Source organism: Xanthomonas sp. NCPPB 4037 (assembly GCF_041475695.2).
In the GTDB taxonomy this organism is placed as follows: domain Bacteria; phylum Pseudomonadota; class Gammaproteobacteria; order Xanthomonadales; family Xanthomonadaceae; genus Xanthomonas; species Xanthomonas campestris.
This window is the reverse complement of record NZ_CM191261.1, coordinates 626,496-652,431: the sequence shown is the minus strand read 5'-3', so window position 1 is coordinate 652,431 and position 25,936 is coordinate 626,496. Positions and strand designations below refer to the sequence as shown.

Sequence of the window (25,936 nt, the reverse complement as noted above, 5' to 3'; positions counted from 1 at the left end):
CGGCCGGATGCACGCGCTGCGGGCAATGGCTGCCTCTCCCCACAGACATTGCCCGCGCTGCGACCGGCAAAGCTTGCATGGTCAAGCAGCCGCCTGGAGGAAAGCCCATCCCCTCCCATCCCCCTCCCATCTCCCCGCCATCTCCCCGCGCCCCGACGATTCCCCATTCCCCATTCCCCATTCCCCATTCCCCATTCCCCATTCCCCATTCCCCATTCCCGATTCCCCCTCCATGAACGCCACCGCCCGCCGCAGCGCCCGCCCGCCCTGGCAAAGGGAGCGGCTGTCATTCCCGTGTAAAATGCGCGGTCTTTGACCGGAAGAATGGCGAAAGCTCCTCCACGGGCGCCCCTCTCGGGCCCGGCGTTCATTCGCCTGCTCGCTCGCCTCACCGACGTTCACGTCGCGCAGTCCAACCACGCGCTGGCCGATCGGCTGAGCCAGTGGATCGACTGGACGCGCGCCGTTGCCGTGTCCAAGGCACTGGACGGCAAGCTGCCCGACGCCGAGACGCTACCCGAGGTGAACGCCATCGGTGCCGACGACTGCGCGCGCCTGCGCGCCAGCCTGGCCACCAGTTGCGTGACCGAGCTGGACACGCTGCTCACCCGGCTGCGCAGCGAAGCCCGCGCCGCCGCGGCCGCAGGCGCCCCCGCACCGCTGGCCGACTACGCGCCGTTCCGGCAGCACTACCTGGCCATGCAGCGCGGCATGCGCAGCACCACCGGCGATTTGCGCGGCCGGCTGCGCGACATGCTGGCGCAATCGGGCAACGGCGAGATGGCGCGCCTGGCCGAAGTGGACGCGGTGATGGAACTCACCCTCAGCCCGCGCGAGCAGAGCCTGCTGGCCACCGTGCCTACCCTGCTCGGCACCCATTTCGAACGCCTGCGCGCGGCGCACTATCCCGCGCAAGACACCGACACCGCGCCAGCACGCCCCGGCTCGGATGCCTGGCTGGACGTGTTCCGCAACGATTTGCAGAGCGTGTTGCTCGCCGAACTGGAAGTTCGTTTTCACCCTATCGAAGGCCTGCTTGCAGCGCTTCGCACCCGCTAATTGGGACGTCATGTTCAGAACTCTCGTGTCCGTTTTCGTGTTTCTTGTCGGCCTGCTGGCGGTGTGCTGGGTCGGCATCGGTTACCTCGGCTCCAACCCGCTCGGCGCATTGGTCGCCGCGGTCATCGGTGCCTGCTACATCGCCGGTGCGCTGGAGCTGTACCGCTACCGCCAGGCCACCATTGCGCTGGAGCAGGCGCTCGAAGGTGTGAGCAGCGCACCCGCGGCGCTGGCCGACTGGCTGCAGACCGTGCCCGCCGGGCTGCGCAACGCGGTGCGCCTGCGCATCCAGGGCGAACGCGTGGCGCTGCCGGCGCCGGTGCTCACGCCGTACCTGGTCGGCCTGCTGGTGCTGCTGGGCATGCTCGGCACCCTGCTTGGCATGATGGCCACGCTCAAGGGCACTGGTTTTGCGCTGCAGAGCGCCACCGACCTACAGGCCATCCGCGGCTCGCTGGCCGCACCGGTCGAAGGCCTGGCATTCGCATTCGGCACCTCCATCGCCGGCGTTGCCACCTCGGCCATGCTCGGGCTGCTGTCGGCGCTGTGCCGGCGTGAGCGCCTGCAGGCCGTGCAACAGCTCGACCTGAAGATCGCCACTGCGTTGCACCCGTATTCGGACGCGCACCAGCGCGGCGAGACCTTCAAGCTGCAGCAGCAACAAAGCGCGCTGATGCCGGCCCTGATCGACCGCCTGCAGGCATTGATGGCCAGCATCGAGCAGCACAGCGCCGCCGCCGATGCACGGCTCACCGCGCAGCAGGCCGACTTTCACGCGCGCACTGAAACCGCCTACCTGCGCCTGGCCGACTCCCTGCAGCAGTCATTGCAGGCCGGTGTGGCCGACAGCGCCCGCGCAGTGGGCGATGCATTGCAGCCGGCGATGGCCGCCACCATGGCCGGCATCGCACAGGAAACCACCGCCCTGCATGCGCGCATCAGCGACGCGGTGCAGCAGCAGCTGGAAGGCATCAGCACCGGCTTTGCGCACAGTGCCAGTGCCGCCAGCGCGCACTGGAGCACGGCGATGACCGCGCAGGAACGTGCGCAGCAGGCGCAGACCGAACAGCTGCAGCATGCGCTCGCACAGATGGCGCAGCAGACCACCGCCCTGCAGGACAGCGTGGGCCAGGCCGTGCAGCAGCAGCTGGGCGTGCTGACAGACGGATTCGAACGCAGCACCAGCGCTGCCGCTGCCAACTGGCAGGCCGCGCTCACCGCGCAGGAACAGGCCCAGCAGGCGCTCACACAACAACTGCAGAGCACCCTCGCACAACTCGCCACGCAGACCACCGCACTGCAGGACAACCTTGGCCAGGCGGTGCAGCAGCAACTGGCTGCGCTCAACGATGGCGTTGCGCACAGCACCGCCGCGGCGGCCGCAGGCTGGGCCGCGGTGCTGGCCGAACACCAGCAGTCCACCCAGGCGCTCAGCGCGCAGTTGCAGCGCACGCTGGAGCAGATTGCCGAGCACAGCACCACGCTGCAGGACGGCGTGGGCCAGGCGGTGCAGCAACAGCTCGACGGGCTCAGCACCGGCTTTGCCGCCAGCACCGCCACTGCCGCGCAGACCTGGGCGGCGGCAGCGAGCGAACAGCAACGCGCCAACCAGAGCCTGACCGATGCACTGCACACCACGCTGACGCACTTCGCCAGCACGTTTGAAGCACGCTCCGAAGCCTTGGTGGATGCGGTGTCCGCGCGCCTGGAACAGTCCAGCAGCCAGACCGCCGATGCCTGGAATGCCGCGCTGGCGCAACAGCAGCAGGCCAGCGCGGAGCTGGCCGCACAGCACCAGGGCGCACTGAGCGCAGCCACCGCCAGCAGCGAGGCGCACGCCGCCGCGTTGATCGGCACGCTGCAGCAGGCGCATGTTGACTTGCAGGCCGCACTGGAAGCACGCGACGACACCCGCCTGGCGCTGTGGAGCGAGCGCTTCACCGCGATGAGCACGCGCCTGAGCGCGCAATGGGAACACACCGGCCAGCAAGTGGCGCAGCAGCAACAGGCCATCTGCGACACCCTGGCCGCCACCGCCAGCGAGCTCTCCACGCAGGCGCAGGCACAGGCCAGCGCCACCATCGCCGAAGTGTCGCGCCTGATGCAGATCGCCGCCGAAGCCCCCAAGGCCGCTGCCGACGTGGTGGCCGAGCTGCGCCAGAACCTCTCCGAAAGCATGGTGCGCGACACCGCGATGCTGGAAGAGCGCAGCCGCCTGCTCGCCACGCTGGACACCTTGCTCAACGCGGTCAATCACGCTTCCACCGAACAACGCGTCGCCGTCGATGCATTGGTCAGCACCTCGGCCGATCTGCTGCAGCGTGTGGGCAGCCAACTCACCGAACAGATCGGCACCGAGACCAGCAAGCTCGAAGCGGTGGCCGCGCAGGTCACCGGCAGCGCGGTGGAAGTGGCCAGCCTGGGCGATGCGTTCGGACACGCGGTGCAGTTGTTCAGCACCTCTACCGGCGAACTCAACGACCGCCTGCAGCACATCGCCGGCGCACTGGATGCAGCGCAGGCGCGCAGCGACGATCAGCTGGCGTATTACGTGGCACAGGCGCGCGAAGTAGTGGACCTGAGCATGCTTTCGCAGAAGCAGATCATCGAAGAACTGCGCCTGCTCGATGACCGCCGCTTGGACGCCAATGGAGCGCAGCCGGCATGAGCGATGAGATCGACCTCGATGGCGAATCCGCCGCACCGATCTGGGCCGCGTTCGGCGACCTGATGTCGGTGCTGCTGGGCGCGTTCGTGCTGATCCTGGTCGGCGTGATCGGCGTGCAATTGCAGCTGTCCAGCCGCCTGGACGACGAGGTCAAGCAGCGCCAGGCCGAAGCGCAGCGCCGCAAGACCCTGGAACAGGCGTTGGCCGCACCGCTGGCCGCCGGCCGCGTCACCCTGGTCAACGGCCGCATCGGCATCCGCGGCAGCGTGCTGTTTGCGCTCAATTCCGATCAACTGCAGCCGGAAGGCCGCGAGGTATTGAAGAGCCTGGCCGCGCCACTCTCCGAGTACCTGGTGTCGCGCGAAGAGATCCTGATGATCAGCGGCTTCACCGACGACCGCCCGGTGCTGGACAGCAACCGTCGCTATGCCGACAACTGGGAACTGTCCGCGCAACGCGCGCTCACCGTCACCCGTGCGCTGATCGCCGAAGGCGTGCCCGCCTCTTCGGTGTTCGCGGCCGCTTTCGGCTCGCAGCAGCCGGTAGATTCCAATGCCGACGAAACGCGCCGCGCCAAGAACCGCCGTGTGGAAATCGCGCCGATTCCGCGCCCGTCGGCCACCGCTGCTGCCGCTGCTGCTACACCACGATGAGCCGCACCGCGTCATCCACCCAGGCGCAGCTGGAACAGTGGCGCGCGCAAGGCGCCGACCAGCGCGACCCGGTGCGCTTCCATCTGATGCAGACCTTGCAGGCACGTGCCGCCACGCAGCCGCCGGCCGTGCGTCAGGTGCTGGAAGACAAGCTTGCCGCGTTGGTGACGGCCTATGCACAGGCGATGCAGCCGGCGCCGGCCTCCGCGCCCGTACCTGCGCCGCCAGAACCAGCAGCCGCGCCCAAATCGCGCGCGCGCAACAAGCGCAGCGCCGCACCTGCACCTGCACCTGCACCGGTCTCCGCACGCCAGGCATTGAGCGAGCTGCTCACGCAGATGGCCGGCCACACCGCACTGCTCAGCGACAGCAGCACCGGCAATGCCGCGCATGCTCCGCAATTCCCCGAGTTGCCGGCGCTGGACGACTTCCGCCGCACCTGGGCCACGGTGCGCACCGCCAGCCAGGTGCGGCAATCGCTGCAGGACGCGCCCGCCGATGCCGGCCCGCTCAATTCCAGCGTGCTGGTGCATCGGTGCATCAGCCTGATGCGCGCGCAGGCGCCCGGCTATCTGCAGCACTTCCTCGCCTACGTCGATGCCTTGTCGTGGATGGAGCAGCTGCAGCACGGCGGCGCACTGGCCACCGAAGCGCCGGCACCGGCATTGCCGGGCAAGAAACGCAGCCGCAGCGCGGCGCCGAAGCGACGCGCTTAGAGCAGCCATCAAAACGACTGCGCAGCCGCCAGGCGGGCGCGGCCGGCGCTCGGAATCGGCATGTACCCACGTACATTCCGTTTCCCCCGCGCCGTCCGCACCCACCTGACCACTGCTCGCTACGTTTTGTTAGCCGCGCTTAGCCGCACGAATGCGATGTGCGTGATGCACGTCGCCATCGCGTCGCGCACACTATCGCCTTCGGAGCACTCTTTCGATCCGGTCTCGCGCGCCGTGCAGCGCCCGCTACAACGGCGCAGCGTCCTGCGCGGCGACCGCGCAGCAGACGAACGGGCGCGCACCTCAGAACCTCAGCCGTGCGCCCACCGTCCAGGTGCGCGGTGCGCCCGGATACACCCATTGTTCGCTGTATGAAAACGCGGCATAGCGGCGGTCGGCGAGGTTTTCCACCTTTGCATACAGTCGCAGACGCTCGCTGAGGTCGTAGTGGCCCACCAGGCGCCACACCGTGTAGGCCGGCAACACGAAGCCGGTGTTGCTGTCGACCGACCCCAGCCGCTCACCGATGCGCGACACGCCCACCCCCACCGCGACGCTGCGCGTGCCGCTCAACGGTTGCGCGTAGTTGACGAAGGCATTGCCGCTGACGCGTGGCACGTTCGGAAAGCGACGCCCTTCCGCCAGCCCGGTGCCCATTGCAGCGGCGCTGCTGCGGGTCACCTGCGAATCGGTATAGGCCAGGCCCACCGAGGCGGCCAGGTGCGGGGTGAGCCGGCCCAGCAGATCCAGTTCCGCGCCTTCGCTACGCATCTGCCCCACCGGCAACGAAAAACTGGTGTCGGCCGGATCCAGGCTCAACACGTTCTCCTTGTCGATACGAAACACCGCCAGCGTCGCTTCCAGGCCCTCGCCGGGCTGCACGTATTTCAAGCCGGTTTCCAGCGAGCGGCTCTTCTCGGGCGCAAAGCTTTGCCCGTTGGCACCCACGCCACTATTGGGCCGAAACCCGGCTGCCGCACTGGCGTACAGCGACAGCGTGTCATCCAGATGCACGGTGAGCCCGGCACGCGGGCTGATGACACCGTCGGACGCTTGCTGCGTGGTTGCGCGCAGACGGTTTGCAATGCCCTGCTGATAGTGGTCGTAGCGCACGCCGAGCAAGGCCTTCCAGCGCGCGCCCAGATCGATTTGGTCCTGCGCATAGACGCCCCACACCTGTTGTCGCTCGTCGGTATCGGTGATCGGCGCCAACCGCCCAGGTTGCGCCACGCCATAGCGCGGTGCCAGCACGTCGATGCTGTAGGGCGTGGCCGCCGAGCGCGCGCGCAACTGGTAGCGGCTGTCGTTGAAGCGGTTGCCATCGATGCCGAACAACACGTGATGGCTGACCTTGCCGCTGCCGAGCGTGCCCAGCAGTTCGGCGCGCGCGGCGATGTCGCGGCCCTGGTAGTCGCGGTAGCGGCGCTCGCGCCGCAGCGTGCGATCGTCGGCCTGCAGCGTCCACGGCTCAGTGGAAAAGCCGCGCATGCCACTGTCGCGATACGTGGCACCGCCCTGCAACGACCAGGTCTGATTCAAACCATGCACCGCGAACACCTGGTGGCCGGTGGAATGCAGATCGATGTCGCCATCGCCCGGCTCGCCCAGAAAGCGCGACGCCGGCAAGCGGTTGGCATCGCCATCGATCGCGGTCACGCCGCGATCGAACGGGGCGTGGATGCGCAGCAGTTCCAGCTCGTAGGACACCGTGGTGTCGGGCGTGGGCATCCACAGCAGCGACGGCGCCAGCAGCGTGGCGTCGCTATCGACCGTGTCGCGAAAGCTGTGCTGGTCCTTATGCATGAGATTCACGCGGTAGGCCACGGTCTCGCTGAGCGGGCCGGTGCTGTCCAGCGCGGCGCGGTAGCTGTCGAAGCGCCCGGCGGACAGGTCCACGCTGTGCTGCGCATCGAACAAGGGTTTCTTGGTGACGATATTCACCGCACCACCCGGCTCGCCGCGCCCGTACAACGCCGACGCCGGCCCCTTGATCACCTCCACGCTCTGCGTGTTGGCGCCGTCGCGCAGGCCGTTGTAACCGCGGCTGGCGTTGAAGCCGTTGACCATGTAGTCGGAACTGAAGTTGGGGTCGCCGGTGAACCCGCGGATCGAATAGCTGTCCCACAGCCCACCCAGGTTGTTGGCCTTGGTGATGCCGCTGGCCATGTCCAGTGCGCCTGCCAGGTCGGTGACGCCGGCATCCTCCAGCAAGCTGTGGTCGAGCACGCGTGCACTGATCGGCAGATCGCGCAGCGGTGCTTCGGTCTTGGTGGCGCCAGTCACCGTCAACGCGCGGTACGTTGCGTAGTCGCTGCGTACCTGCACCGCATCCAGGCTGCGCGCCTGTGGCTCGGCCGCAGTGGCCGGCGCGGCGGCGCAGGCGAGCACGCCAAGCAGCGGCAGCATCGAGACAGCGCGGCGGTGCGGAAGAAGACTGGACACGGGGCAGGACTCCTGAAAGACAGCCGCCGGTGGCGGCTGTCGCGATGAAGGCACACAAAAATCGATGCGACGGTGATGCGGGAATGCGCCGCTAGGACGCCGGGTCTGCCATCGCTTCAAAGCGCGGTGCGCGTGCGAAATCGTCCCCGGTAAACGCGCGATCGCGGAACAGGAACCCGTAGTAGTAGGTGCGCAGTGCGCGGTGGTAGTCGCGGATGCGGTCCTGGTAGGCCAGCTGCGCCTGCAGATCGGTGCCGGCCAGACGCGTCAATGCGGCCTGCAGCGCCACCGGTGGCAACACCGCGGCCACGCGCTGCGCCAGCGCTTCGCGGCGGAGCAGGCCTTGCCGGTACGCGCTTACCTGCGGTGCCACCTGCGCAGCGCCGTTGGCGTGGAAGGCGAAATACCACTTGTAGTGGAATGCATCGGTCAGCGGCGGCGAATCCGCCCACTGCGGATGGCGCGCGTAGAACGCCTGCATGGTGTCCTGGCGCGGAATGTCCCAGGCGTGGTTGACCGCTTCGCGCTGCAGCCGCGCAATCTCGGTGCCTTGATTCACCGGCACCGCCTGGTTGATCGCCACATGCGCCAGCGCCGGTGCCACCAGCGCCAGCACCACCCAGCACGTGGCCAGTGCAGTGGCATGCGCGGCCGGCCGCCATGGCAGCCGCCCCACCAGCACCGCCACCACCACCCAGAACAACAGGTAGGCGCAGGTCAGTGCCTGCACCGCCAGTTGCTGGCCCAACGGCACGCGGTTGAGTGTGGCGGCCACCGCAAACGGCAACGCCAGGCACAGCAGCACCGCCAGCGCACGCACCGTCACCCGCCGCGCCAGCAACGCCGTGCCGGATCCGGGCAACGCCGCCAACATGCGCGCGCGCCCGGCCGCCTGTTCGCCAGAGCGCAGGTCGAACAACAACGCAATCACGAACAGCGGCAACAGGAACACCACCACGAATGCGTAGTCGAAGCGGCCAGCCAGCGCGAGTTCGGGGTTGTAGCTGTCGCCGTCATGGATCTGCGCCTCCAGGCCCAGCGCACGCACGCGCAGGATGTACGGCGACACATCGCGCATGCCAATCGCAGCAAAAGCCAGTGGCGCAGGCGGATCCCAGGTGGGATGGAAACTGTAATAGGCCGCGCTGCCGGCATCGTTGCTGCGCGCCACATACGCCTGCACCGCGGCGATGTCTTCCTGCTGCAAGGCAGCGATGCGTGCGATGTTGTCGCGCTGCGCCTGCATGAGGTGGTGCCCGGAAACCAGGCTGCACACACCCAGCAGCACCAGCAAGGCCAGCCCCGCCACCGCCGCGCGTGCACGCAGCAGCAACAGCCATTCGTAGCGCCACACGGCCATCAGCGTGCCGCTCCCATCCGCCGCGCGGCCACCGTGACCAGGCACAGCGACAGCAGCAACCAGCCGGCGAGCAAGGCAAGGCTGGCACGCCCTGCGTGCAGCAACTGCGCCGTGGCCGATGGCTCGAATGCAAACACGGGAATGCGGTGCCAATGCGCTGCATCGATGCGCTTGCGCTGGTCGGCACCGGCATCCTTGGCGGTGTCGTCGGCCAGGCTCACCGCATCGGCCTGCAATTGATTGAGCTGCTGCACCAGGCCATAGCGATACCGCTCGGCCTGGCTGAGAAAACGTTCGTGCGCGCGCAAGTCGGTCTCGGCCACCGTCATCGAGACCTCGCGCAAGGCCACCGTGGGGCTGAGCAGCGCAAACACGCGCACCAGCAGATTCTGTTGCTGCTGGATCGCCGAATCGCGCGCCGCGTAGCGTTCGAACAGGCTGGCGGTCAGGCGTTCGCCTTCCAGTGCCAGCAGGCCCTTGTAGTTCACCGGCAGGTCTTCCACCCGCTGCACGCCGTACTGCGCCAGCACCTGTTGTTTGAAGTGCGCAAAGTGCGGGTCATCGGGGTTATGGCTGTCGCCGATTGTGCGCAGCTCGCGCTGGATCGCCACGTCCGTTTCCAGCCGCGTGGGCAGGCGATACGCGGCATTGGCGACATCCGGCGCCACCCGCGGCACCAGCAGGGCCAGCCAAACCCACAGTGCCAGCGCCACCAGCAAGGCATCGCGGCCACGCCGGCACAGCACCGACACCGTCAGCACCAACGCGCACCATGCCAGCAGATACGCCGCATACGACAGCACCAATACCGCCACCCGCACGCCCTGCCCCGGCAGCATCGCCACCGGCACCAAGCCGACCAGCGCCGGCAGCAGGCAGGCCGCCGCCACTGCGGCCAGGGCCAGATATTTTCCGCTCAGTATTTGCATCCGCGTGGCGCCCTGCAGCAACACCACGCGCAAGGTGCCGGTTTCCTGTTCGCGCGCCACTGCGCCGTAGCCCAGGAACACCAGCAGCAGCGGCGCCAGCACCTGCAGCACGAACGCAGGCGTGAGTTGCCCGAAGCGCACCAGCAACGAGCTTTGCCGCACGTCGCCGAAATTGGCGGTGTTCTGGCGGTGGCCTTCCAGAAACATGCTGTTGCCGGTGAAGGCATCCACGCCGGCATCGAAGGCCGCCAGTGCCGGCAACGGGCGATAGATGAAGTGCCCGTAATGCACTACGCGGTGCGGGTGCCGGTCTGGCTGCGCTTCGAACGCCTGCTGCGCGGCCTGTTGCTGCCGCGTGCGGAACTCGGAAACCTCGCGCTGATGCTGCGCGGCGGTCAGCGCGGCCACCAGCGTCAACGCCATCAGCAGCACCAGGCCGATGGCCGCGGACCGGTTGCGTGCCATGTAGCGCAGTTCTTCGCGTGCCACCCACAGCACAGCACTCATGCGGCGCGGTCCTGCGGCCGCGCAAAGCGCGCATGCAGGGTGCGCACGTCGAAGCCGCTGTCACCGGCGCCGACTTCATCGACGATGCGCCCGTTTTCCAGAAAGCCGATACGGTCGGCCACGTCCACCGCACCGAGCAGATCGTGCGTGACCATCAGCACCGCGCCGCCGCGCGCACGCACGCTGCTCACCAGCTGGTTGAAGTCGCCGATGGCGCGCGGGTCCAATCCGGAGGTGGGTTCGTCGAGCAACAGCACCGGCACCTCGCGCAAGGTGGCCACGGCGATCGCCACCTTCTGCCGCATGCCCTTGGAAAAACCACCCAGGCGCTGCGTCCATGCCTCGCGCTGCAGCCCGGCCGCGGCCAGCGCAGTGCCAATCGCCTCCGGGCTACGCCGCTGCCCGGCCAGCGCCAGCAGGTAATCGGCATTTTCCAGCGCGCTGAGGTGCTCGTAGAGCGCCACGTTTTCCGGCAGATACGCCAGGCGCGCCCGCGCCAGCCCGGGGTTGGCCACCGGGTCCACACCATCCACCTGCAACTGCCCGGACACCGGCCGCACAAAGCCCAACAATGCCGACAACGTGGACGACTTACCCGCGCCGTTGCCACCCAGCAGCGCATACACACTGCCCGGCTGCACCTGCAGGTGCAGCCCCTGCAATACCGCGCGGCCGCGGTAGGACACGTGCACGTCGACAAGGGAAATGGCAGAAACAGGCGGCGCGGCAGAGGACATGGCAAGCGGTCATTACAAATGAATTGATACGTTATCACATCGCGGATGGCGCTCGTGGAGCCGGGCGGTGGCCGCCTGATGCGTCGCCGGTGGCGCAGTGATGCAGCGGCTTGCGTTGCTCCAGGCACACCGCTTTGAACAGCTCGGCGCGCACCGTCTTTACACGCTCGATCAGCGAAACGAACGCGGCTGGCTGCGGAGCGACGCCCACTGGCCTGCCGGCACCACAGACGCACCAAAAAATGCAATGTTATTCTGTTACGAAACATCGCTGCATCCACACCGTATTCGTCAACGAGACCCTGATCACCGCATGCCTTCTCCCCCGCACGGCCGCCTGCCCCGCACCTCCACCCGCAACCCCATCGCCGGTGACGCCGCCACCGCGCCGCGCTGCACACCCGCCCGTGCCAGCCTGCTCGCGCTGACCTTGCTGGCCAGCCTGCACGCGTCCGCGCAGCCGGCCCTGGATACCCGCGCGCCGCTGCCGCCGGTGCGCGCCTGGCATGGTGCGAGCGAGTCGCTGGTGATGAAGGCGAACGCCGAGTGGGCAACGCCGGCCGAACGCAGCGACTTCGTCAGCACGCCCAACTATGCGGACACCCGCGCGTGGCTGGAGCGCCTGGTCGCCGCCTCGCCGCTGTTGTCGCTGGAGGTATTCGGCACCAGCAGCGAAGGCCGCGACCTGCTGCTGGTGCGCGCCCGCAAGGGAGCAGCCGGCAAACCCGTGGTGCTGGCGCAGGCCGGCATCCACGCCGGCGAGATCGATGGCAAGGACGCCGGCCTGATGCTGTTGCGCGACATCGCGCAGGGCGGCAAGGACGCGCTGCTGGACCAGGTGGATTTCGTGTTCGTGCCGATCCTCAATGTGGATGGCCACGAGCAGCGCGGCCCGCTGGTGGGCGCGGCCCTGCGTGGCCCGCAGGGGGCGGGCTGGAACAGCACCCCGCGCGGCATCAACCTCAATCGCGACTATCTCAACCTCGAGACGCCGGAAGCCCGCGCGGTGGTGGCGCTGCTGCACCGGCTGGACCCGGCGCTGTACATTGATCTGCATGTCAGCGAGGGGCTGGATCATCAATACGACATCACCTACACCTTCGCTGGCTGGGGCACGTATGCACGCTCGCGCGCCACTGCCGGCTGGCTGCAGCAGCGCTTCACCCCGGCGGTCGATGCCGCGTTGCGCACGCAGGGCCACACCCCCACCATCTACCCCAGCCTGATCGACGAAAACGACCCGCGCTCGGGCCTGCGCTACTCGCCGGAAGGCCCGCGCTATTCCACCGGCTACGGCGACTTTGCCGGCATCCCCACCGTGCTGGTGGAGAACCACCGGCTGAAGTCCTATCGCCAGCGCGTGCTCGGCGACTACGTGCTGCTGGAAGCGGCGCTGCGCGTGGTGGCCCGCGACGCCGCGCGCATTGCTGCCGCCAAACGTGCCGACCGCGCCGCGCGGCCCGCCGAACTGATGGTGGCCTGGGAGCGCCTGGAGCAGCCGATCGCGCAACTGCCCTTCAAGGGCGTGACCTACACGCGTGCGCTCTCGCCGGCATCGGGCCGGCAGGAGCTGCGCTGGGAAGGCCGCGATGCCACCTGGACCATGCCGGTGATCGGCTATCGCCAGACCCAGGCAGTGACGTACCCGCAGGCCTGGTGGATTCCGCCCGGCAACGCCGATGTGGTCGCGCGATTGGATGCCCACGGCATTCAGTACGAGCGCCTGCAGCAGCCACGCCAGTTGCGCGTGGAGCGCACCCGCATGGTCAAGCAATCTGGCCGCAACACCCCGCACAGCGCGCAGGTGGAAGAAACCTTCGCGCCCGGCAGCATCCGCATTCCTTCTGACCAGCCGATGCGCATGCTGGCCGCCGCATTGCTGGAGCCACAAAGCAGCGACTCGCTGCTGGCCAGCGGTCTGTTCCGCCACGCCGGCAACCCGGACAGTGGCCTCTACGGCGCCGAGCTGGTGCGCTTCACCGAACGCGTGTTGCAACACGACGCAGCCTTGCGCAGCGACTTCGAACGCAAGCTCGCCGATGACCCCGCGTTTCACGCCGATGGCGACGCGCGCCTGCAATGGATCTACGCCCGCTCGCCGTACGCCGCACTGAGCGGCTGGCAATACCCGGTACGGCGTGAGCTGCGCGAGTGATGGCCGCACTGCGGCCGCTGGCGTGCGGCGGTGCCTGGCGAGGCTGTGTCACTGCATACAGGGCAGAGGGCACCACGCAAGCGCGCAGGAAGGCGCACCTCACCGGCGATGACATCCCCCAACATGTCGCTTCCAACGGATGCGCAGTGATCACCATGATCACCATGATCACCACATCGCCCGTGGACCGTTACGCCATCGGTCGCTGCACTACCGGCGCATGCTCGGCCATCAACGCAATCACCCAATCGATGAACACGCGGAGCTTCGCGCTCACGTGCCGGTTGGGCGGGAAGGCGATCGAGAGCGGCATCGGGTCCAGTTGCCACTCCGCGAACACTGGCAGCAGCTCGCCGCGGCTCAGCGGTGCACGTGCCATGTATTGCGGCAACCACAACACGCCCATGCCGGCCAGCCCCGCGGCCAGGTAGGCATTGCCGTCGTCGCTGGCCACCACGTAGCGGCCGTGCACCTGCACGTGTTCGCCATCGCGCTGCATCGCCAGTGGCCACGGCACGCCATCGCCCCAGCGCATGAAGCCTACGGTGCGGTGGGTGGTGTCTTCTAGCTCGCGTGGATGCGCAGGCATGCCCAGGCGTGCGAGATAGCCGGGTGCTGCATACACGCCCGCCTGCAGGTCACCCACGTGCCGCGCCACCAGCGATTGATCGGTGATGGTGCCGCCGCGCACCACGCAGTCGATCTGCTCGCCGATCAGATCCACGCGGCGATCGCTGGCGCCCATGTGCAACTGGATATCCGGATACCGCGCATGAAAGTCCGGCAGCGCGGGCATCAGGATCAGGCGCGCCAGCGGGCTGGGCACATCCACGCGCAAGCGCCCACGCGGTACGCTGGATGCGACCGACAAACTGGTTTCCGCATCGTCCATGTCGGCCAGCAAGCGCACCACACGCTCGTAATAGGCCGCGCCATCGGCGGTGACCGCCACACGGCGCGTGGTGCGATTGAGCAAGGTCACCCGCAGGCGCGCCTCCAGCTGTTGCACCAGCTGGGTCACGGTTGCCCTGCTGATCTGCAGGGTGTCGGCGGCCTTGGTGAAGCTGCCGGACTCGACAACACGTGCGAATGCCTGCATTGCATCGAACCGATCCATCGCCATCCTGCGGTCTGCTCAATTGTTTGGATTCTACAAATAGTCATGTGGGCTGGCAGGGATTTATCCGCTGCCGTGCGCTGCTTACTGTGGCTGCACGTTCGATGGGCACGTTGCCCACACAGGAGAATCCCCATGGCAACACGTGACGCTGTTTTCCCCGCAGGCCGTCAGGCGCTGTATGAGCGCAACCGCTACTCGCCCGCCCTCCGTGCGGAGGGCCTGCTGTTTGTCTCCGGCCAGGTCGGCAGCCGCGACGATGGCTCGCCCGAACCCGACCTGGACGCCCAGATCGCACGGGCGTTTTCCAACCTCGACGCGGTGCTCGCCGCGGCGGGCAGCACGCGGGACGACGTCATCGACGTCACCTGGTTCATGGTCGACCCGGACACCATCTTCGACGCCGTGTTCAAGCAGTGGGCCACGCACTGGGGCCCGCCGCCCTACCCGACCGTCACCGCTGTGGGCGTGACCTGGCTGTACGGCTTCCAGTTCGAGATCAAGGTGATTGCCAAGCTGCCGGAGCAGGCGGCTGCGTGATCGCAAATGCAGGGGCCGCGTATGGTGGCCCCTGCATCGCCTCGGCGCTCAGGATGTTGGCGACTGCGTTGCCACACTGCGCAGGCGCTCCATGCCCATGATGCGGAACACGCGCTCGGTCTGCGCCTCCACCACGGCGTTGATTGCCTCCGCACCGTAATCGGCAAAATCCACGGTGATCCGCAGTGGTTTGGCACCTACCGGCAAGGCCAGTACGCGGGCAATCGCATCGGCCACCGCCTGCACCGGCGCCGGCTGCGCATCGCGGAACAATCGGCGCAGGCCGGGCAAATAGTTGTCGAATTCCGGCTGCACGGCGGCATAGCCGTCCACCGCCTGGGTGTCCCGCGGATGCACCGCGGTCTGGAAGTGCGAGGTGCCATCCATGAAGGTGCCGGGCATGACGATGACGGTTTCGATACCCAACGGCTGCACTTCGTAGGCGGTCGTTTCGGCCACTGCATCGAGCGCATATTTGCCGGCAACGTACGGCATCATGAATGGCGCAACGATGCGGGTGATGGTGCTGCCCACATACAGCAAGGTGCCGTGGCCCTGCTTGCGCAGCTGCGGCAATGCCGCGCGATTGAGCCGATGGGCGCCCACCGTGTTGGTGTTGAAACTGTCGGCCAACTGCTCGGCAGTGAATCCTTCTGCCATGCCGATATACAGATGCGCTGCGTTATGGATCACCACATCCAGATGACCGTGCTCGGCCACCACCTGTTCCACCGCGCGCTGGCAGGACGCCTCGCTGTGGATGTCCATGTCCACCACCCGCACCTGCGCGGCGTGCGCACGTGCGTAGTCTTCCAGCGCATGCCGGCGTTGCTTGCTGCGCCCGTCGGGGTCGCGCACGCCGGCATACACCACATAGCCCGCGCGCATGAGCGTTTGCGCCGTGAGCAGGCCCATGCCCGAGCCGGATCCTGAAATCAGCACTGTCTTCATGTTGTCTCCGATGCAATGACGCCTCCGGATTGCGCGCAGGCTTTGCCACCGGCGCGGAGGCGAAGGCCGGAGCAGAGATTCAACGGTGCGTTGCGCTGCGGGTTGAAGCGGTGTGTCTGGTCACGCACGCTGCAGTGGCGTTCCACTCTGCAGCGGCGTGTGGCTTCGTTACTCGCCAGTTTCGCGATAGAAGACCATGCCACCGTGATGCAGTTCATCGGCGGTGACGAACGTGCCATCGGCGGTGAAGCCAGTGTCGTCCCAGTACTGGATCCGATTGCCTTCCACTTCATAGCGGCCTTGATAGGCACTCTTGCGTGTGCCGCGGGCTTCGTCGTAGCGGCCGGTGGGCAGTAGCTCCTGACGGATGCGGCCGTCACCGGTGACCCACATGCCCAAGTACGGATGGTGTTGCATGAGATGCTCCGAGGGAGAAGAAGAGGCTGCGCTGCCGACGCCGGATGCATCGCCGCGCCATGCGCTGGTGGGCTCGCACAGCACGGCAGCGCCGGCGCCGATGGCCACCGCAACAGCGAGCTGCATCCGGGTATCGTTCATGGGCTGCCCGCGCGTGCGGCCGTGTCCGGGATGCGTTGCAACACATCGGTGTAGTGCGGCAGATCCAGGAAGGCGTTGACCTCCACCACTTTGTCGTCGCGCATCCGCATGATCCACGCATAACGATTGCGGTAGGGGGCGCCATCGCGCGCAGTGGCCGCGCCTTCCCATTGCACGATTACATGCGCGCCATCGGCCCACAGCTGCCAGTACAGCGGCCGCAGCGGCGTGGACAGGCGGCTGGCCAACGGGCGCACTGCCTTGTCGACCAGCGCGTCGCGCCCATGCACGGTGCCGGCGAACGGGCCGGAGCCTTCGATGGTCCAGGTGACGTCGCTGGCCAGCAGCGTGTCGAACAACCCGCTGCCGCCGGCCGCCCACTGCTTGAACGCGGTATCGACCAGCTGCTTGTTGTGCGCAGCCATGCGCGAGGTGTGGTGCTGTGCGGCTGCGGCGGGGGCGGCGGGGGCGGCCACGCTGCCCGCCTGTGCGCCGGGCAGCCACAGCACGGCCGCCAGCAGGACGGCAGGCAATGCGGTGTGTCTGCTCATGTGCGGTACTCCTGTGCTCAACGGCGCAGCTGCACGCTGCCGGTGCCGTAGATGAGTTGCTGCGCCATCGGCCGGCCGATGAAACGCTCGGGAAAGGTCGGCGCAGGCGAGCTGGCGGCATCCAACCGCTGCAGTTGCACATCACTGAGCGTCAGGCCGAGTGCGCCGAAGTTGTCCAGCGCTTGCTCCAGCGTGCGCGCGCCCATCACTGGCGCTACCACCGCCGGGTTGCGCAAGGTCCACGACAATGCGACCTGCGAGCGTGAGGCACCCAGTTCGTCGGCGATCTCGCCCACCACATCGGCGATATCCAGCGAGCGCGCGTTGAGATGCCCGGTGGAGGCAATCACGCCCTTGCGGCTGGCAGCCACATCCGCGCCGTTCTCGTCGGATAAATCTGCGCGCGTGTACTTGCCGGTGAGAATGCCACCGCCCTGCGGCGACCAGGGCATGACACCCAGCCCCAACTCACGCGCCATCGGTATCAGCTCGTGCTCGACTGTACGCTCGACCAGGCTGTACTCGATCTGCAGGGCCACCAACGGCGACCAGCCACGCAGGTCCGCCAGCGTCTGCAGCTGCGCCACGCGCCAGGCCGGCGTGTTGCAGATGCCCAGGTACAGCACCTTGCCGGCACGCACCAGATCATCCAGCGCGCGCATCACTTCATCCGGCGCGGTGGTGAAGTCCCAGGCGTGCAGGTACAACAGGTCAATGCGGTCGGTGGCGAGCTGGCGCAGGCTGGTTTCCACCGAGCGCATCAGGTTGAGCCGGTGATTGCCGCCGGAATTGATGTTGCCCGGGTCGCGCGCCATGGTGAACTTGGTCGCCACCACCACACGCTCGCGCTTGTCGGCGATCAACCGGCCCAGCATGCGTTCGGACGCACCGTTGGTGTAGTTCACCGCGGTGTCGATGAAGTTGCCGCCACGCTCGACATATGCATCGAAGATGCGCGTGGCGTCGGTTTCATCGGCACCCCAGCCCCATTCCTTGCCGAAGGTCATCGTGCCCAGCGCCAGCGGCGAGACGCGCAGGCCGGAGCGGCCGAGCAAGCGATACTGATCCAGAGACGTTGTGTGCTGCATGGGAATTCCTCCTGTTGAAGTAACGCGCGGTACTGCACTGCGCTGGGGAACACTGTGCTGCAGGCGTGTGCGGAGCCGGTAGCCGCATCCTCCGCAATCCTTGCCTGATCCGCCGAGCGCACAACCGGCCGCTACACCGTGGCAGGCGCGACCGCATCGCAAGCGCGCAACCACATCAGCGCGACCAACCTGTGCATCGCCGCGTTCTGGACACCCAGCACAACCGGTGGCGCTGCACGCCGCCGCAGAGGCTGCATTCCAGCGCTGTCTTCGCCCACACCTGATGCGCACAACGACACCAAGCGATCTCAGCGGTAGGTGCTGGTCGCCCGCATGTGGCATCACTGCAGAGCAGCGCAAGAGTGCCGTTGCAGCGGCTAGGATGGAACTGACAAAACATGCCCAGCTGCCGGAAAACTTTTTATGAGCCATGACATCGCCTGGGAAGATCAACGCACCTTCCTGGCGGTTCTCGATACCGGCAGTCTCTCGGCTGCCGCGCGCCAGCTGGGCGTTGCACAGCCCACCGTGCGTGCACGCATCGCTTCGCTTGAAGCCGCGCTGGGCACCACCTTGTTCACCCGTGCGATCACCGGCCTGATCCCCACCAGCGAAGCGCGCGGGCTGGAAGCGGCGGCCCGCACCATGGCGCGTGCCTCGGCGATGTTCGTGCGGCTGGCATCTGCACCGCCCGGCCTGGTCGCCGGCACCGTGCGGATCAGCGTGTCGGACTTTGTTGGCGTCGAAGTCTTGCCGGCGATGCTGGCGCGCTTGCGCCAGGTGCATCCGCATATCGTCACCGAGCTGGTGCTCAGCAACACGCCGGCGGACCTGCTGGAGCAGGAAGTCGATATTGCCGTGCGCATGCAGCCGCCCACGCAAGGCGCGTTGGTGGCACGCAAGGTCGGTGCGATCGCCCTGGGCTTGTTTGCGCACCGCGATTACATTGCGCGCCGTGGCGCGCCGGCCACGGTGGAGGCACTGCTCGAACACGAGCTCATCGGCCCCGATCGCAACCGCGCCGACCTGAGCCTGGCCCGCGCCCTGCATCCGCACCTGCTGCGTGACCGCCTGGCCACGCGCACCGACAGCCACCCTGCGCAACTTGCGCTCGCACGCGCCGGCCTGGGCATCGCCATCGCGCAATGCCCGATCGCCCAGGCAGACCCATGCCTGGTGCAGGTCCTGCCCGAGGTCGTACTGCCCGCGCTTACCACCTGGATCGTGACCCACGAAGACCTGCGCGATGTGCCACGCATCCGCGCCGCCTTCAATCACCTGGTCACGTCGTTCGAACGCTATCTGGCAACGCCGCCACGCGAGGCAGCGGCCGAAGACCGCACCGACCATCCCGTCATGGCAGGCGCGTCGGCATTGCAGGCTGACTGCAGTGTCGTAGCGAGCGGTTGACCCGCACTCACCCTGGCAAGCGTGCCAACCGCTGAAGCGCAACCGGCAACAGGACGACGCACGGCGTAGACCTCGTTAGCAGCACCGCGTTTTTGCAGTTGGCTGCAAACGTCAGCTTGCAGCCCGCGACTGGAAACGCTTACGGCTCGGCACCGGCCGACCATCGCGGCCACCTATCAAATCTGCCCTGAAAATCCGTTTTTTAATTCGTACAGCTGAGAGTGGGCAAGCGCGCTCAAGCCAGCCGCATCGCGGCCGCTACTGGGGGGCGCAAGCATACAAGTGCTTACTTTTGTGCGCCCACTGGCGCCGCGTCCACCGCAACTCTCAGCTGAGACCTCAATGAAATTCACCGTCAAGCTCCTCAGTGCGGCCATCGCACTGACGTCGTCGACTTGCGCCTACGCGCAGCAGGAATCGATGTTTTCCTTCAGCGGTTTCGGCACGCTCGGCGTGGTGCACTCCACCGAAGATCAGGCCGACTTCACCCCCGACATCCAGACCAACGAAGGCGTCGGCGCCAGCCATTCCACCTCGGCGCGTCCGGACTCGCGCATTGCCGGGCAGGTCAACGCCAACTTCACCGACAAGTTCACGGTGTGCTGCAAGTCACCAGCGAGTACGCCGAGCGCGCCTCGTATTCGCCAAAGGTCACCCTGGCCCATGTGAAGTATCAGTTCGGCCCGCAGTTCTCCGCGCGCCTGGGCCGCATCACCGCGCCGTTGTACATGCTGTCCGAATACCAGCGCGTTGGCTATGCCACGCCGTGGGTGCGCCCGCCGTACGAGGTCTATAACTACCTGTTGCCGATGGATGGCATCGAAGGCGTCTACACCATCAATGCTGGCGAAAGCGTGGTGAGCGTGCAGGGCTTCTACGGCCGCATCGATTCCAAGAAGGCCGACGTGAACGCGATGCGTGGCCTGGCCATTGGCCTGGAAACTGGGGCATCGACGTTCCGTGCCGGCTATATCGTGGGCAAGAGCAATTTCGACACCCCGTCGCTGGAGCGGCTGTTCTCGGTGTATCAGCGCATCAATCCCGCACTGGCCGACCGCCTCACCACCTATGACGTGGACGGCAGCTTCGCCAGCGTGGGCTATGCCTACGATCCGGGCAGCTGGTTCCTGCGCAGTGAAGTCATCCGCGCCGACTATTCGCCCTCGCTCAATGGCAAGACCACCTCCGGCTATCTCAGCGTTGGCGGCCGTTTCGGCACGCTCACGCCCTCGCTCACCTATGCCAATGTCGACCGCAAGGGCCCGACCATTGCACCGGGCCAGGACCCGATCGGCGTGATGACCAATGCACTGGCGCAGGCCGAGAGCGGCCGTCACAGCTACACCGCCTCGTTGCGCTGGGACGCGCGTGAGAGCGTCGCTTTCAAGCTGCAGGCCAGCCATATCGACAACAACGCAGGCTCCTTCGGATCGTTGAACAACATCCAGCCGGGCTTCCGCGCGGGCGGCAGCTACAACTTGCTGTCCGCATCCGTCGACTTCGTTTTCTAAGAGAGCCCCATGAAGATTTCCACGTGTTTTGCAGCGTCGACGCTTGCCCTACTGTCGCTGGTCGCCTTTTGCGCCCAGGCCGATGTGGTGGTGGTGATGTCGGCCAAGGGTGGCCCGGACAGCTTGAGCCAGGCGCAGGTGTCGCAGATCTTTCTGGCCAAGTCCAACAGCCTGCCCGGTGGCGGCCAGGCCGTGCCGATCGACCAGGAAGAAGGCGTGCCGGTGCGCGATGAGTTCTACAAGAAGGTCGCCGCGCGCGACTCCGCGCAGCTGAAGTCGTACTGGTCGCAGCTGATGTTCACCGGCAAGGCGCAGCGCCCCAAGCGGGTCAGCGGCGATGACGCAGTGAAAAAGGCCGTGGCCGCCACGCCCGGTGCCATCGGTTACATCAGCGCCGGCGCTGTCGATGCCAGCGTCAAGGTCGTCCTGAAACCGTGATCGCCCACCTGCGCGAGAGTTCCGTCATGAAACGCATTCTGTCGCTGCCGTTGTTCTGGAAAATCCTGATGCCGGCCGCGGTGGCGATCGCCTGCCTGTGCAGCTACGTCGCCTTCAGTACCGTGGTGTTCCACCGCAACAACGACCGCCTGGAAGCGGTGCGGGATGTGCATTTCCCGATTCTCGACGCAATGACGCGCAACGTGGCTGCGCTGGACAAACTCATCAACGGGCTCAATGGCGCTGCCGCTGCCGGCGATGCCGACATGCTGCAGGCCACCCAGCCGGTGGCCGATGAGATCCGCAGTTCCTACGCCAAGCTGCAGAAATCCGACCCCAGCCACGCGCAGGAACTGGCGCGGTTGGGCAAGGAATTCGACCAGTACTACGCGCTCGCGCACGCGGTGGCGTTGGCCTTTGTCGAGCAACGCGAGCCCGATGCCACGCAGATGGGTGGCATGGCACCGGCGCTGGAAACCTATCGCACTGACCTCACCGCCATGCAGAAACGCGCCGATGCGCGCTTCCGCAGCACGGTGCAGGAAGCGGTGGACAGCTCGGTGGCCGCCAGCATCGGCGGCCTGGTGGTCGGTGTGGGTGGCGCCATCGTCTGCCTGCTGTTCGGCTGGATGGTGGGCCGTGCCATCACCCAACCGCTGCAGCGGGCAATCGGCATTGCGCGTGCGGTGTCGTCCGGGCAACTGGAAAACGCCATCCTGGTCGACCGCAACGATGAAGTGGGCGAACTGTTGCAGGCGATGGACAGCATGCAGCGTCAGCTGCGCCGCGTGATCCAGGCGCAGACCGACATGGGCAGCCAGCATGAAGCCGGTCTGGTCAGCCACCGCATTGCCGAGCATGAGTTTCCCGGCGAGTTCGGCAGCATGGTCAAAGCCAGCAACGAGCTGGTGGCCGGCCATATCGCGGTCACCATGCGTATCGTGGCCCTGACCGAACGCTATGCCGCCGGTGATCTGTCGCAGCAGCTGGAACAGCTGCCCGGCGAGCGCGCGGTGATCAGCCAGTCGATCAACGATGTGCGGCGCAGCCTGCTGTCCATCAATGGTGAGATCAAGCGCCTGGCAGCGGCGGCCGCCGCGGGCGATTTCAGCGCACGCGGCGACGAGCAGACTTTCGAGCACGACTTCCGCCAGATCATCGTCGACCTCAACCAGCTGATGGGCACTTCCGATCGCAATCTGGGCGAGGTGTCGCAGCTGTTGCAAGCCATTGCCAGCGGCGATCTCACCGTGCGCATGCAAGGCGCGTCGGCGGGTGTGTTCGCGCGCATGCGCAACGATGCCAACAGCACGGTCGATCGGCTGACCGACATCGTGGGGCGTATCCAACAGTCGTCGTCGGAGATCGACAGCGCCGCCGGCGAAATTGCCGCCGGCAATCAGGACCTGTCGCGCCGTACCGAGCAACAGGCGGCCAATCTGGAAGAAACCGCCGCCTCCATGGAAGAGCTCACCGCTACGGTGAAGCAGAATGCCGAGCACGCACGCCTGGCCAACGACCTGGCGAAAAGCGCCGCGTCGGTGGCTTCGCAAGGTGGCGACGTGGTGAGCCAGGTGGTCACCACCATGTCCGGTATCGAAGTGTCGTCGAAGAAGATCGCCGAGATCATCAGCGTCATCGATGGCATCGCGTTCCAGACCAATATCCTGGCCTTGAATGCGGCGGTGGAAGCGGCACGCGCGGGCGAACAAGGCCGCGGCTTTGCAGTGGTGGCCTCGGAAGTACGCACGCTGGCACAACGCTCATCAGGCGCGGCCAAGGAAATCAAGGAATTGATCGATGCGTCGGTGGGCAAGGTGGCCGAAGGCTCGGCGCTGGTGCACAAGGCCGGCAGCACCATGACCGACATCGTGGCCAGCGTGAACCGTGTCACCGGCATCATGGCGCAGATCACCGCGGCCAGCAGCGAGCAATCCGCAGGCATCGAGCAGGTCAACCAGACCGTGATCCAGATGGATGAAACCACCCAGCAGAATGCGGCGCTGGTGGAAGAAGCCATGGCGGCGGCACGTGCGATGGAAAAGCAGGCCGGTGCATTGACGCAGCTGGTCTCGCTGTTTCAGCTGGAAAAATCGCTGCAGGCCCAAGCAGCCTGACGCCAACGGGCAGCGCGTACTGCGTACTGCGTGCTGCCCGTTGCTTGCGGCATCGCCATGCAACGCCGCGATGCCTGTGTGGATTCGGTGCGCTGTGTCGTCAGACACACGCATTGCCCGGCGCTTTGTCCGTTAGTCAACACCGCTGACGCAACTTCAAGCACGCACTGTACGTCTACATGCCTGCTGCCTACGCAACCAGATCACGCAGCAACAGCGCACGCGCCCAGATTTACACACGCACCTCAGGCCGCCACGGCGGGGGCTCGGCAAGCAAGCGCGCCGCCACATCGCTCACGTGGTTGAAGCGATGCCGCTGGATGGCGTAGATCACGCCCAGCAAGACCGTAAATGCCAGCACTGGCAGCGGCACCACCGGCAGCGCCTGGACGAGCATCAGCGCCACCCACAGCATGCTCCAGTTGCACAGGCCCACGATGCGGATTTCACGATCGCGCTTGTCCACCAACACCACGCCACGCATCACCGGTGCGTAGTTCGGCTTGAGGCGCATCCACACGCTTTCACGAAACGCACTGCTTGTTTCCGACAGCGGGTGGAACACCAGCGGCGCCCACGCGGAGTCATCCAGCGTCATCTCGATGCGGCCCAACGGGAAGTGCGCCAGCGCCGTTGCGGTGGCCGGGATGCGCCGCACATACAGGGGCACGCCCCAGCGGCAGTACCAGCGGTTCCAGCACAGCATCAGCACCGCTTCGATCAACAGCAGCGCGATCAGCACGTACAGCATGGGTCCGTCCTGTGTGTGGTCCGGGCGGACCGTGTCCTGAGCATGCCTGAGCACTGGGCACCCGTGCGGCTGCGCCAGGCGATGGCAGCGCAACGCTCACCGCTGCACCGGCTGGCGTACATCTGCACAGCCAGATCGAGCGGTGCTGCGTGGCGCTTGCAGCGGCCACCATACTGCATGGTATGTTTCGAGCATTCCGCCCCCGCACACAGCGAACGCAGCACATGGCCACGCAATCGCAGACCCTCGACATCTGGACACGGCTAAGCCCGCTGCCTGCCGGCAAATGGCTGTTTTCCCGGCTGCTGTGCCTGAAGGCGCCCTACTTCGGCTCGATCTCCCCGCGCTTCGAGGTGCTGCGCCCCGGCCAGTGCGTGGTGGCCGTGCGCAAGCGACGCAAGGTGCTGAACCACATCGGCACCGTGCATGCGATCGCCATGTGCAACGCGGCCGAACTGGCCGGCGGCACCATGACCGAGGTGACCGTGCCCGCCACGCATCGCTGGATCCCGCGCGGTATGGACGTGCAGTACCTGAAGAAAGCCACGACCGCGGTGGTGGCCGAAGCCCGCCCGCTCGACCCGTCACCTACTTTCGATGTGGCCAGGGAGTACCCGGTAGAAGTGCTGATCAAGGACACCGCCGGAGACACCGTCTTCCGCGCAGTGATTGCGATGTGGGTGTCGCCGAAGAAAGCGTAGCCACAGGCCGCCACGCCGCTGCACGCGCCACCCGCAATCGTCAGCCCTGCAACACCAGTGACCCCTCCGGGTAGCGCGCACACAGAAAATCCACGAACGCGCGCACCTTGGGCGCGGCCAGCCGCCGCGAGGTGTGCAGCACCCACAGCGCCGGCGTCACGCCCGACACCATTCCCCACTGCACCAGTTCCCCGCGCGCCAGCGGCTGCCAGGCAATGGACTGCGGCAGCAACGCCGCGCCGCCGCCGGCAATGGCTGCATCGCGGATCATCAGGAACGAGGAAAACCTCAGCCGCGCAATCGGTTCCAGTTCCAGGCGCCCATCGTCAAGCAGCCAGGTGCCCGGCTGGAAGCCTGTCATCACGATTCCCGGCACCGGGCGTACCGCACCCGGCGCCGGCAGCGGCACGCTCGGCGCGGCCACCACCACCAAACGGTCGTGCGCAAAGCAGCGGCCGACCAGCGCGCTGTCCGGCTTCGGGTTGATCCGGATCGCCACGTCGAACTGTTCGTCCACCAGATCGACCATGCGGTCTTCGGCCACCACGTCGAGGGTGATTTCCGGGTAGGCCGCACAGAAGTCGGCACCGATGTGGCCCATCGCCAGTTGCGAAAACAGCACCGGCGCGGCCACGCGCAGACGCCCACGCGGTGCGGACAGGCCTTCGCGCGCGGCGGTGAGTGCTTCGGCCACTTCGCCCAGCGGTGCCTCGGTACGGTCCATCAGCCGTTGGCCGGCTTCGGTGAGCTTTAGTCCGCGCGCACTGCGCTCTACCAGCCGTACGCCCAGTTGCTCTTCCAGCTCGGCGATGCGCCGCGACAACGTGGCCTTGGAACGCCCGCTCGCACGGCTGGCCTTTCCCAGGCCCTGGTTGGTGGCAACCAGCGCGAAATCGATCAAGGCATTGAGGTCCACGGTGTTCCAGATTTGAACCAGGGCGTCCACATCCTGGCGCCTTCGTATTGATCGCGCAACA

At 66.7% G+C, this 25,936-nt stretch carries 21 protein-coding genes, 1 other RNA gene and 1 pseudogene; 12 read left to right on the top strand and 11 right to left on the bottom strand.

Annotation, left to right across the window (positions count from 1 at the left end; translation table 11 throughout):
• The first annotated feature begins 324 nt into the window (after window positions 1–324).
• The 5 genes from ACCQ01_RS02865 (at window position 325) to ACCQ01_RS02845 (ending at window position 5,231) form a co-directional block, all read left to right on the top strand.
• A complete protein-coding gene (locus ACCQ01_RS02865) occupies window positions 325–1,059 on the top strand; it encodes a DUF3348 domain-containing protein (RefSeq protein WP_228433857.1) in 735 nt (244 codons plus the stop codon).
• Window positions 1,060–1,069: 10 nt separating this feature from the next.
• Window positions 1,070–3,727, top strand: a complete 2,658-nt coding sequence (locus ACCQ01_RS02860) for a DUF802 domain-containing protein (RefSeq protein ID WP_228433855.1) — start codon at window positions 1,070–1,072, stop codon at window positions 3,725–3,727.
• Complete coding sequence (locus ACCQ01_RS02855; RefSeq protein ID WP_228417555.1) at window positions 3,724–4,380, top strand: OmpA family protein; 657 nt, start codon at window positions 3,724–3,726, stop codon at window positions 4,378–4,380. The genes ACCQ01_RS02860 and ACCQ01_RS02855 overlap by 4 nt, the downstream gene beginning before the upstream one ends.
• Window positions 4,377–5,096, top strand: a complete 720-nt coding sequence (locus ACCQ01_RS02850; protein WP_228433853.1) for a DUF2894 domain-containing protein — start codon at window positions 4,377–4,379, stop codon at window positions 5,094–5,096. The genes ACCQ01_RS02855 and ACCQ01_RS02850 overlap by 4 nt, the downstream gene beginning before the upstream one ends.
• Window positions 5,097–5,156: 60 nt before the next feature.
• Window positions 5,157–5,231: non-coding RNA, sX9 sRNA (locus ACCQ01_RS02845), on the top strand.
• 168 nt (window positions 5,232–5,399) lie between these two features.
• On the opposite strand, the gene ACCQ01_RS02840 is transcribed toward ACCQ01_RS02845, so the two are convergent.
• From ACCQ01_RS02840 to ACCQ01_RS02825, 4 genes are all read right to left on the bottom strand, one after another.
• The gene (locus ACCQ01_RS02840) at window positions 5,400–7,502 is read right to left on the bottom strand and encodes a TonB-dependent siderophore receptor (RefSeq protein ID WP_228433907.1); all 2,103 of its coding nucleotides are present in this window, start codon (window positions 7,500–7,502) and stop codon (window positions 5,400–5,402) included.
• A 127-nt stretch (window positions 7,503–7,629) separates the two neighbouring features.
• A complete protein-coding gene (locus tag ACCQ01_RS02835) occupies window positions 7,630–8,898 on the bottom strand; it encodes a DUF3526 domain-containing protein (RefSeq protein WP_228433851.1) in 1,269 nt (422 codons plus the stop codon).
• On the bottom strand, window positions 8,898–10,334 hold the full coding sequence (locus tag ACCQ01_RS02830; protein ID WP_228433849.1) for an ABC transporter permease: 1,437 nt from the start codon (window positions 10,332–10,334) through the stop codon (window positions 8,898–8,900). Before ACCQ01_RS02830 ends, ACCQ01_RS02835 begins: the two co-directional genes overlap by 1 nt.
• The gene (locus ACCQ01_RS02825; RefSeq protein WP_228433847.1) at window positions 10,331–11,071 is read right to left on the bottom strand and encodes an ABC transporter ATP-binding protein; all 741 of its coding nucleotides are present in this window, start codon (window positions 11,069–11,071) and stop codon (window positions 10,331–10,333) included. Before ACCQ01_RS02825 ends, ACCQ01_RS02830 begins: the two co-directional genes overlap by 4 nt.
• 313 nt (window positions 11,072–11,384) lie before the next feature.
• Here ACCQ01_RS02825 and ACCQ01_RS02820 point away from each other — a divergent pair, with 313 nt between their 5' ends.
• Entirely contained in the window at window positions 11,385–13,226 is a 1,842-nt protein-coding gene (locus ACCQ01_RS02820; RefSeq protein WP_228433845.1) for a M14 family metallopeptidase, read from the top strand.
• 190 nt (window positions 13,227–13,416) lie between these two features.
• Here ACCQ01_RS02820 and ACCQ01_RS02815 read toward each other — a convergent pair whose 3' ends face one another.
• Entirely contained in the window at window positions 13,417–14,349 is a 933-nt protein-coding gene (locus ACCQ01_RS02815; protein WP_228433843.1) for a LysR family transcriptional regulator, read from the bottom strand.
• Between the two features lie 129 nt (window positions 14,350–14,478).
• Between ACCQ01_RS02815 and ACCQ01_RS02810 the strand changes: the two genes are divergently transcribed.
• Window positions 14,479–14,883: a Rid family hydrolase gene (locus ACCQ01_RS02810; RefSeq protein WP_228433841.1), complete on the top strand. Its 405-nt coding sequence runs from the start codon at window positions 14,479–14,481 to the stop codon at window positions 14,881–14,883.
• Between the two features lie 48 nt (window positions 14,884–14,931).
• Here the strand turns inward: ACCQ01_RS02810 and ACCQ01_RS02805 are convergent, their stop codons facing one another.
• The 4 genes from ACCQ01_RS02805 to ACCQ01_RS02790 all read right to left on the bottom strand — a co-directional run bounded on the left by ACCQ01_RS02805 (window position 14,932) and on the right by ACCQ01_RS02790 (window position 18,031).
• Window positions 14,932–15,834 carry an SDR family oxidoreductase gene (locus ACCQ01_RS02805; RefSeq protein WP_228433839.1) on the bottom strand — a complete coding sequence of 301 codons (903 nt, stop codon included), beginning with the start codon at window positions 15,832–15,834 and terminating at the stop codon, window positions 14,932–14,934.
• A gap of 168 nt (window positions 15,835–16,002) precedes the next feature.
• A complete protein-coding gene (locus ACCQ01_RS02800) occupies window positions 16,003–16,392 on the bottom strand; it encodes an Atu4866 domain-containing protein (protein ID WP_075286223.1) in 390 nt (129 codons plus the stop codon).
• The gene (locus ACCQ01_RS02795) at window positions 16,389–16,943 is read right to left on the bottom strand and encodes a nuclear transport factor 2 family protein (protein ID WP_228433837.1); all 555 of its coding nucleotides are present in this window, start codon (window positions 16,941–16,943) and stop codon (window positions 16,389–16,391) included. Before ACCQ01_RS02795 ends, ACCQ01_RS02800 begins: the two co-directional genes overlap by 4 nt.
• 17 nt (window positions 16,944–16,960) lie before the next feature.
• On the bottom strand, window positions 16,961–18,031 hold the full coding sequence (locus ACCQ01_RS02790) for an aldo/keto reductase (protein WP_228433835.1): 1,071 nt from the start codon (window positions 18,029–18,031) through the stop codon (window positions 16,961–16,963).
• Window positions 18,032–18,454: 423 nt separating this feature from the next.
• Between ACCQ01_RS02790 and ACCQ01_RS02785 the strand changes: the two genes are divergently transcribed.
• The 4 genes and pseudogenes from ACCQ01_RS02785 to ACCQ01_RS02770 all read left to right on the top strand — a co-directional run bounded on the left by ACCQ01_RS02785 (window position 18,455) and on the right by ACCQ01_RS02770 (window position 23,507).
• Complete coding sequence (locus tag ACCQ01_RS02785) at window positions 18,455–19,441, top strand: LysR family transcriptional regulator (protein WP_228433833.1); 987 nt, start codon at window positions 18,455–18,457, stop codon at window positions 19,439–19,441.
• A gap of 342 nt (window positions 19,442–19,783) precedes the next feature.
• A pseudogene (locus ACCQ01_RS02780) lies at window positions 19,784–20,952 on the top strand (hypothetical protein).
• Window positions 20,953–20,961: 9 nt separating this feature from the next.
• Entirely contained in the window at window positions 20,962–21,390 is a 429-nt protein-coding gene (locus ACCQ01_RS02775) for a type 2 periplasmic-binding domain-containing protein (protein WP_042595180.1), read from the top strand.
• Window positions 21,387–23,507, top strand: a complete 2,121-nt coding sequence (locus ACCQ01_RS02770) for a methyl-accepting chemotaxis protein (RefSeq protein ID WP_228433831.1) — start codon at window positions 21,387–21,389, stop codon at window positions 23,505–23,507. Before ACCQ01_RS02775 ends, ACCQ01_RS02770 begins: the two co-directional genes overlap by 4 nt.
• A gap of 232 nt (window positions 23,508–23,739) precedes the next feature.
• Here ACCQ01_RS02770 and ACCQ01_RS02765 read toward each other — a convergent pair whose 3' ends face one another.
• Window positions 23,740–24,258, bottom strand: a complete 519-nt coding sequence (locus ACCQ01_RS02765) for a hypothetical protein (RefSeq protein WP_228433830.1) — start codon at window positions 24,256–24,258, stop codon at window positions 23,740–23,742.
• Window positions 24,259–24,482: 224 nt separating this feature from the next.
• Here ACCQ01_RS02765 and ACCQ01_RS02760 point away from each other — a divergent pair, with 224 nt between their 5' ends.
• Window positions 24,483–24,959, top strand: coding sequence for a hotdog fold domain-containing protein (locus tag ACCQ01_RS02760; protein ID WP_076056855.1), 477 nt, complete (start codon window positions 24,483–24,485; stop codon window positions 24,957–24,959).
• A gap of 40 nt (window positions 24,960–24,999) precedes the next feature.
• Here the strand turns inward: ACCQ01_RS02760 and ACCQ01_RS02755 are convergent, their stop codons facing one another.
• Window positions 25,000–25,875 carry a LysR family transcriptional regulator gene (locus ACCQ01_RS02755; RefSeq protein ID WP_228433905.1) on the bottom strand — a complete coding sequence of 292 codons (876 nt, stop codon included), beginning with the start codon at window positions 25,873–25,875 and terminating at the stop codon, window positions 25,000–25,002.
• Window positions 25,876–25,936 lie beyond the last annotated feature (61 nt).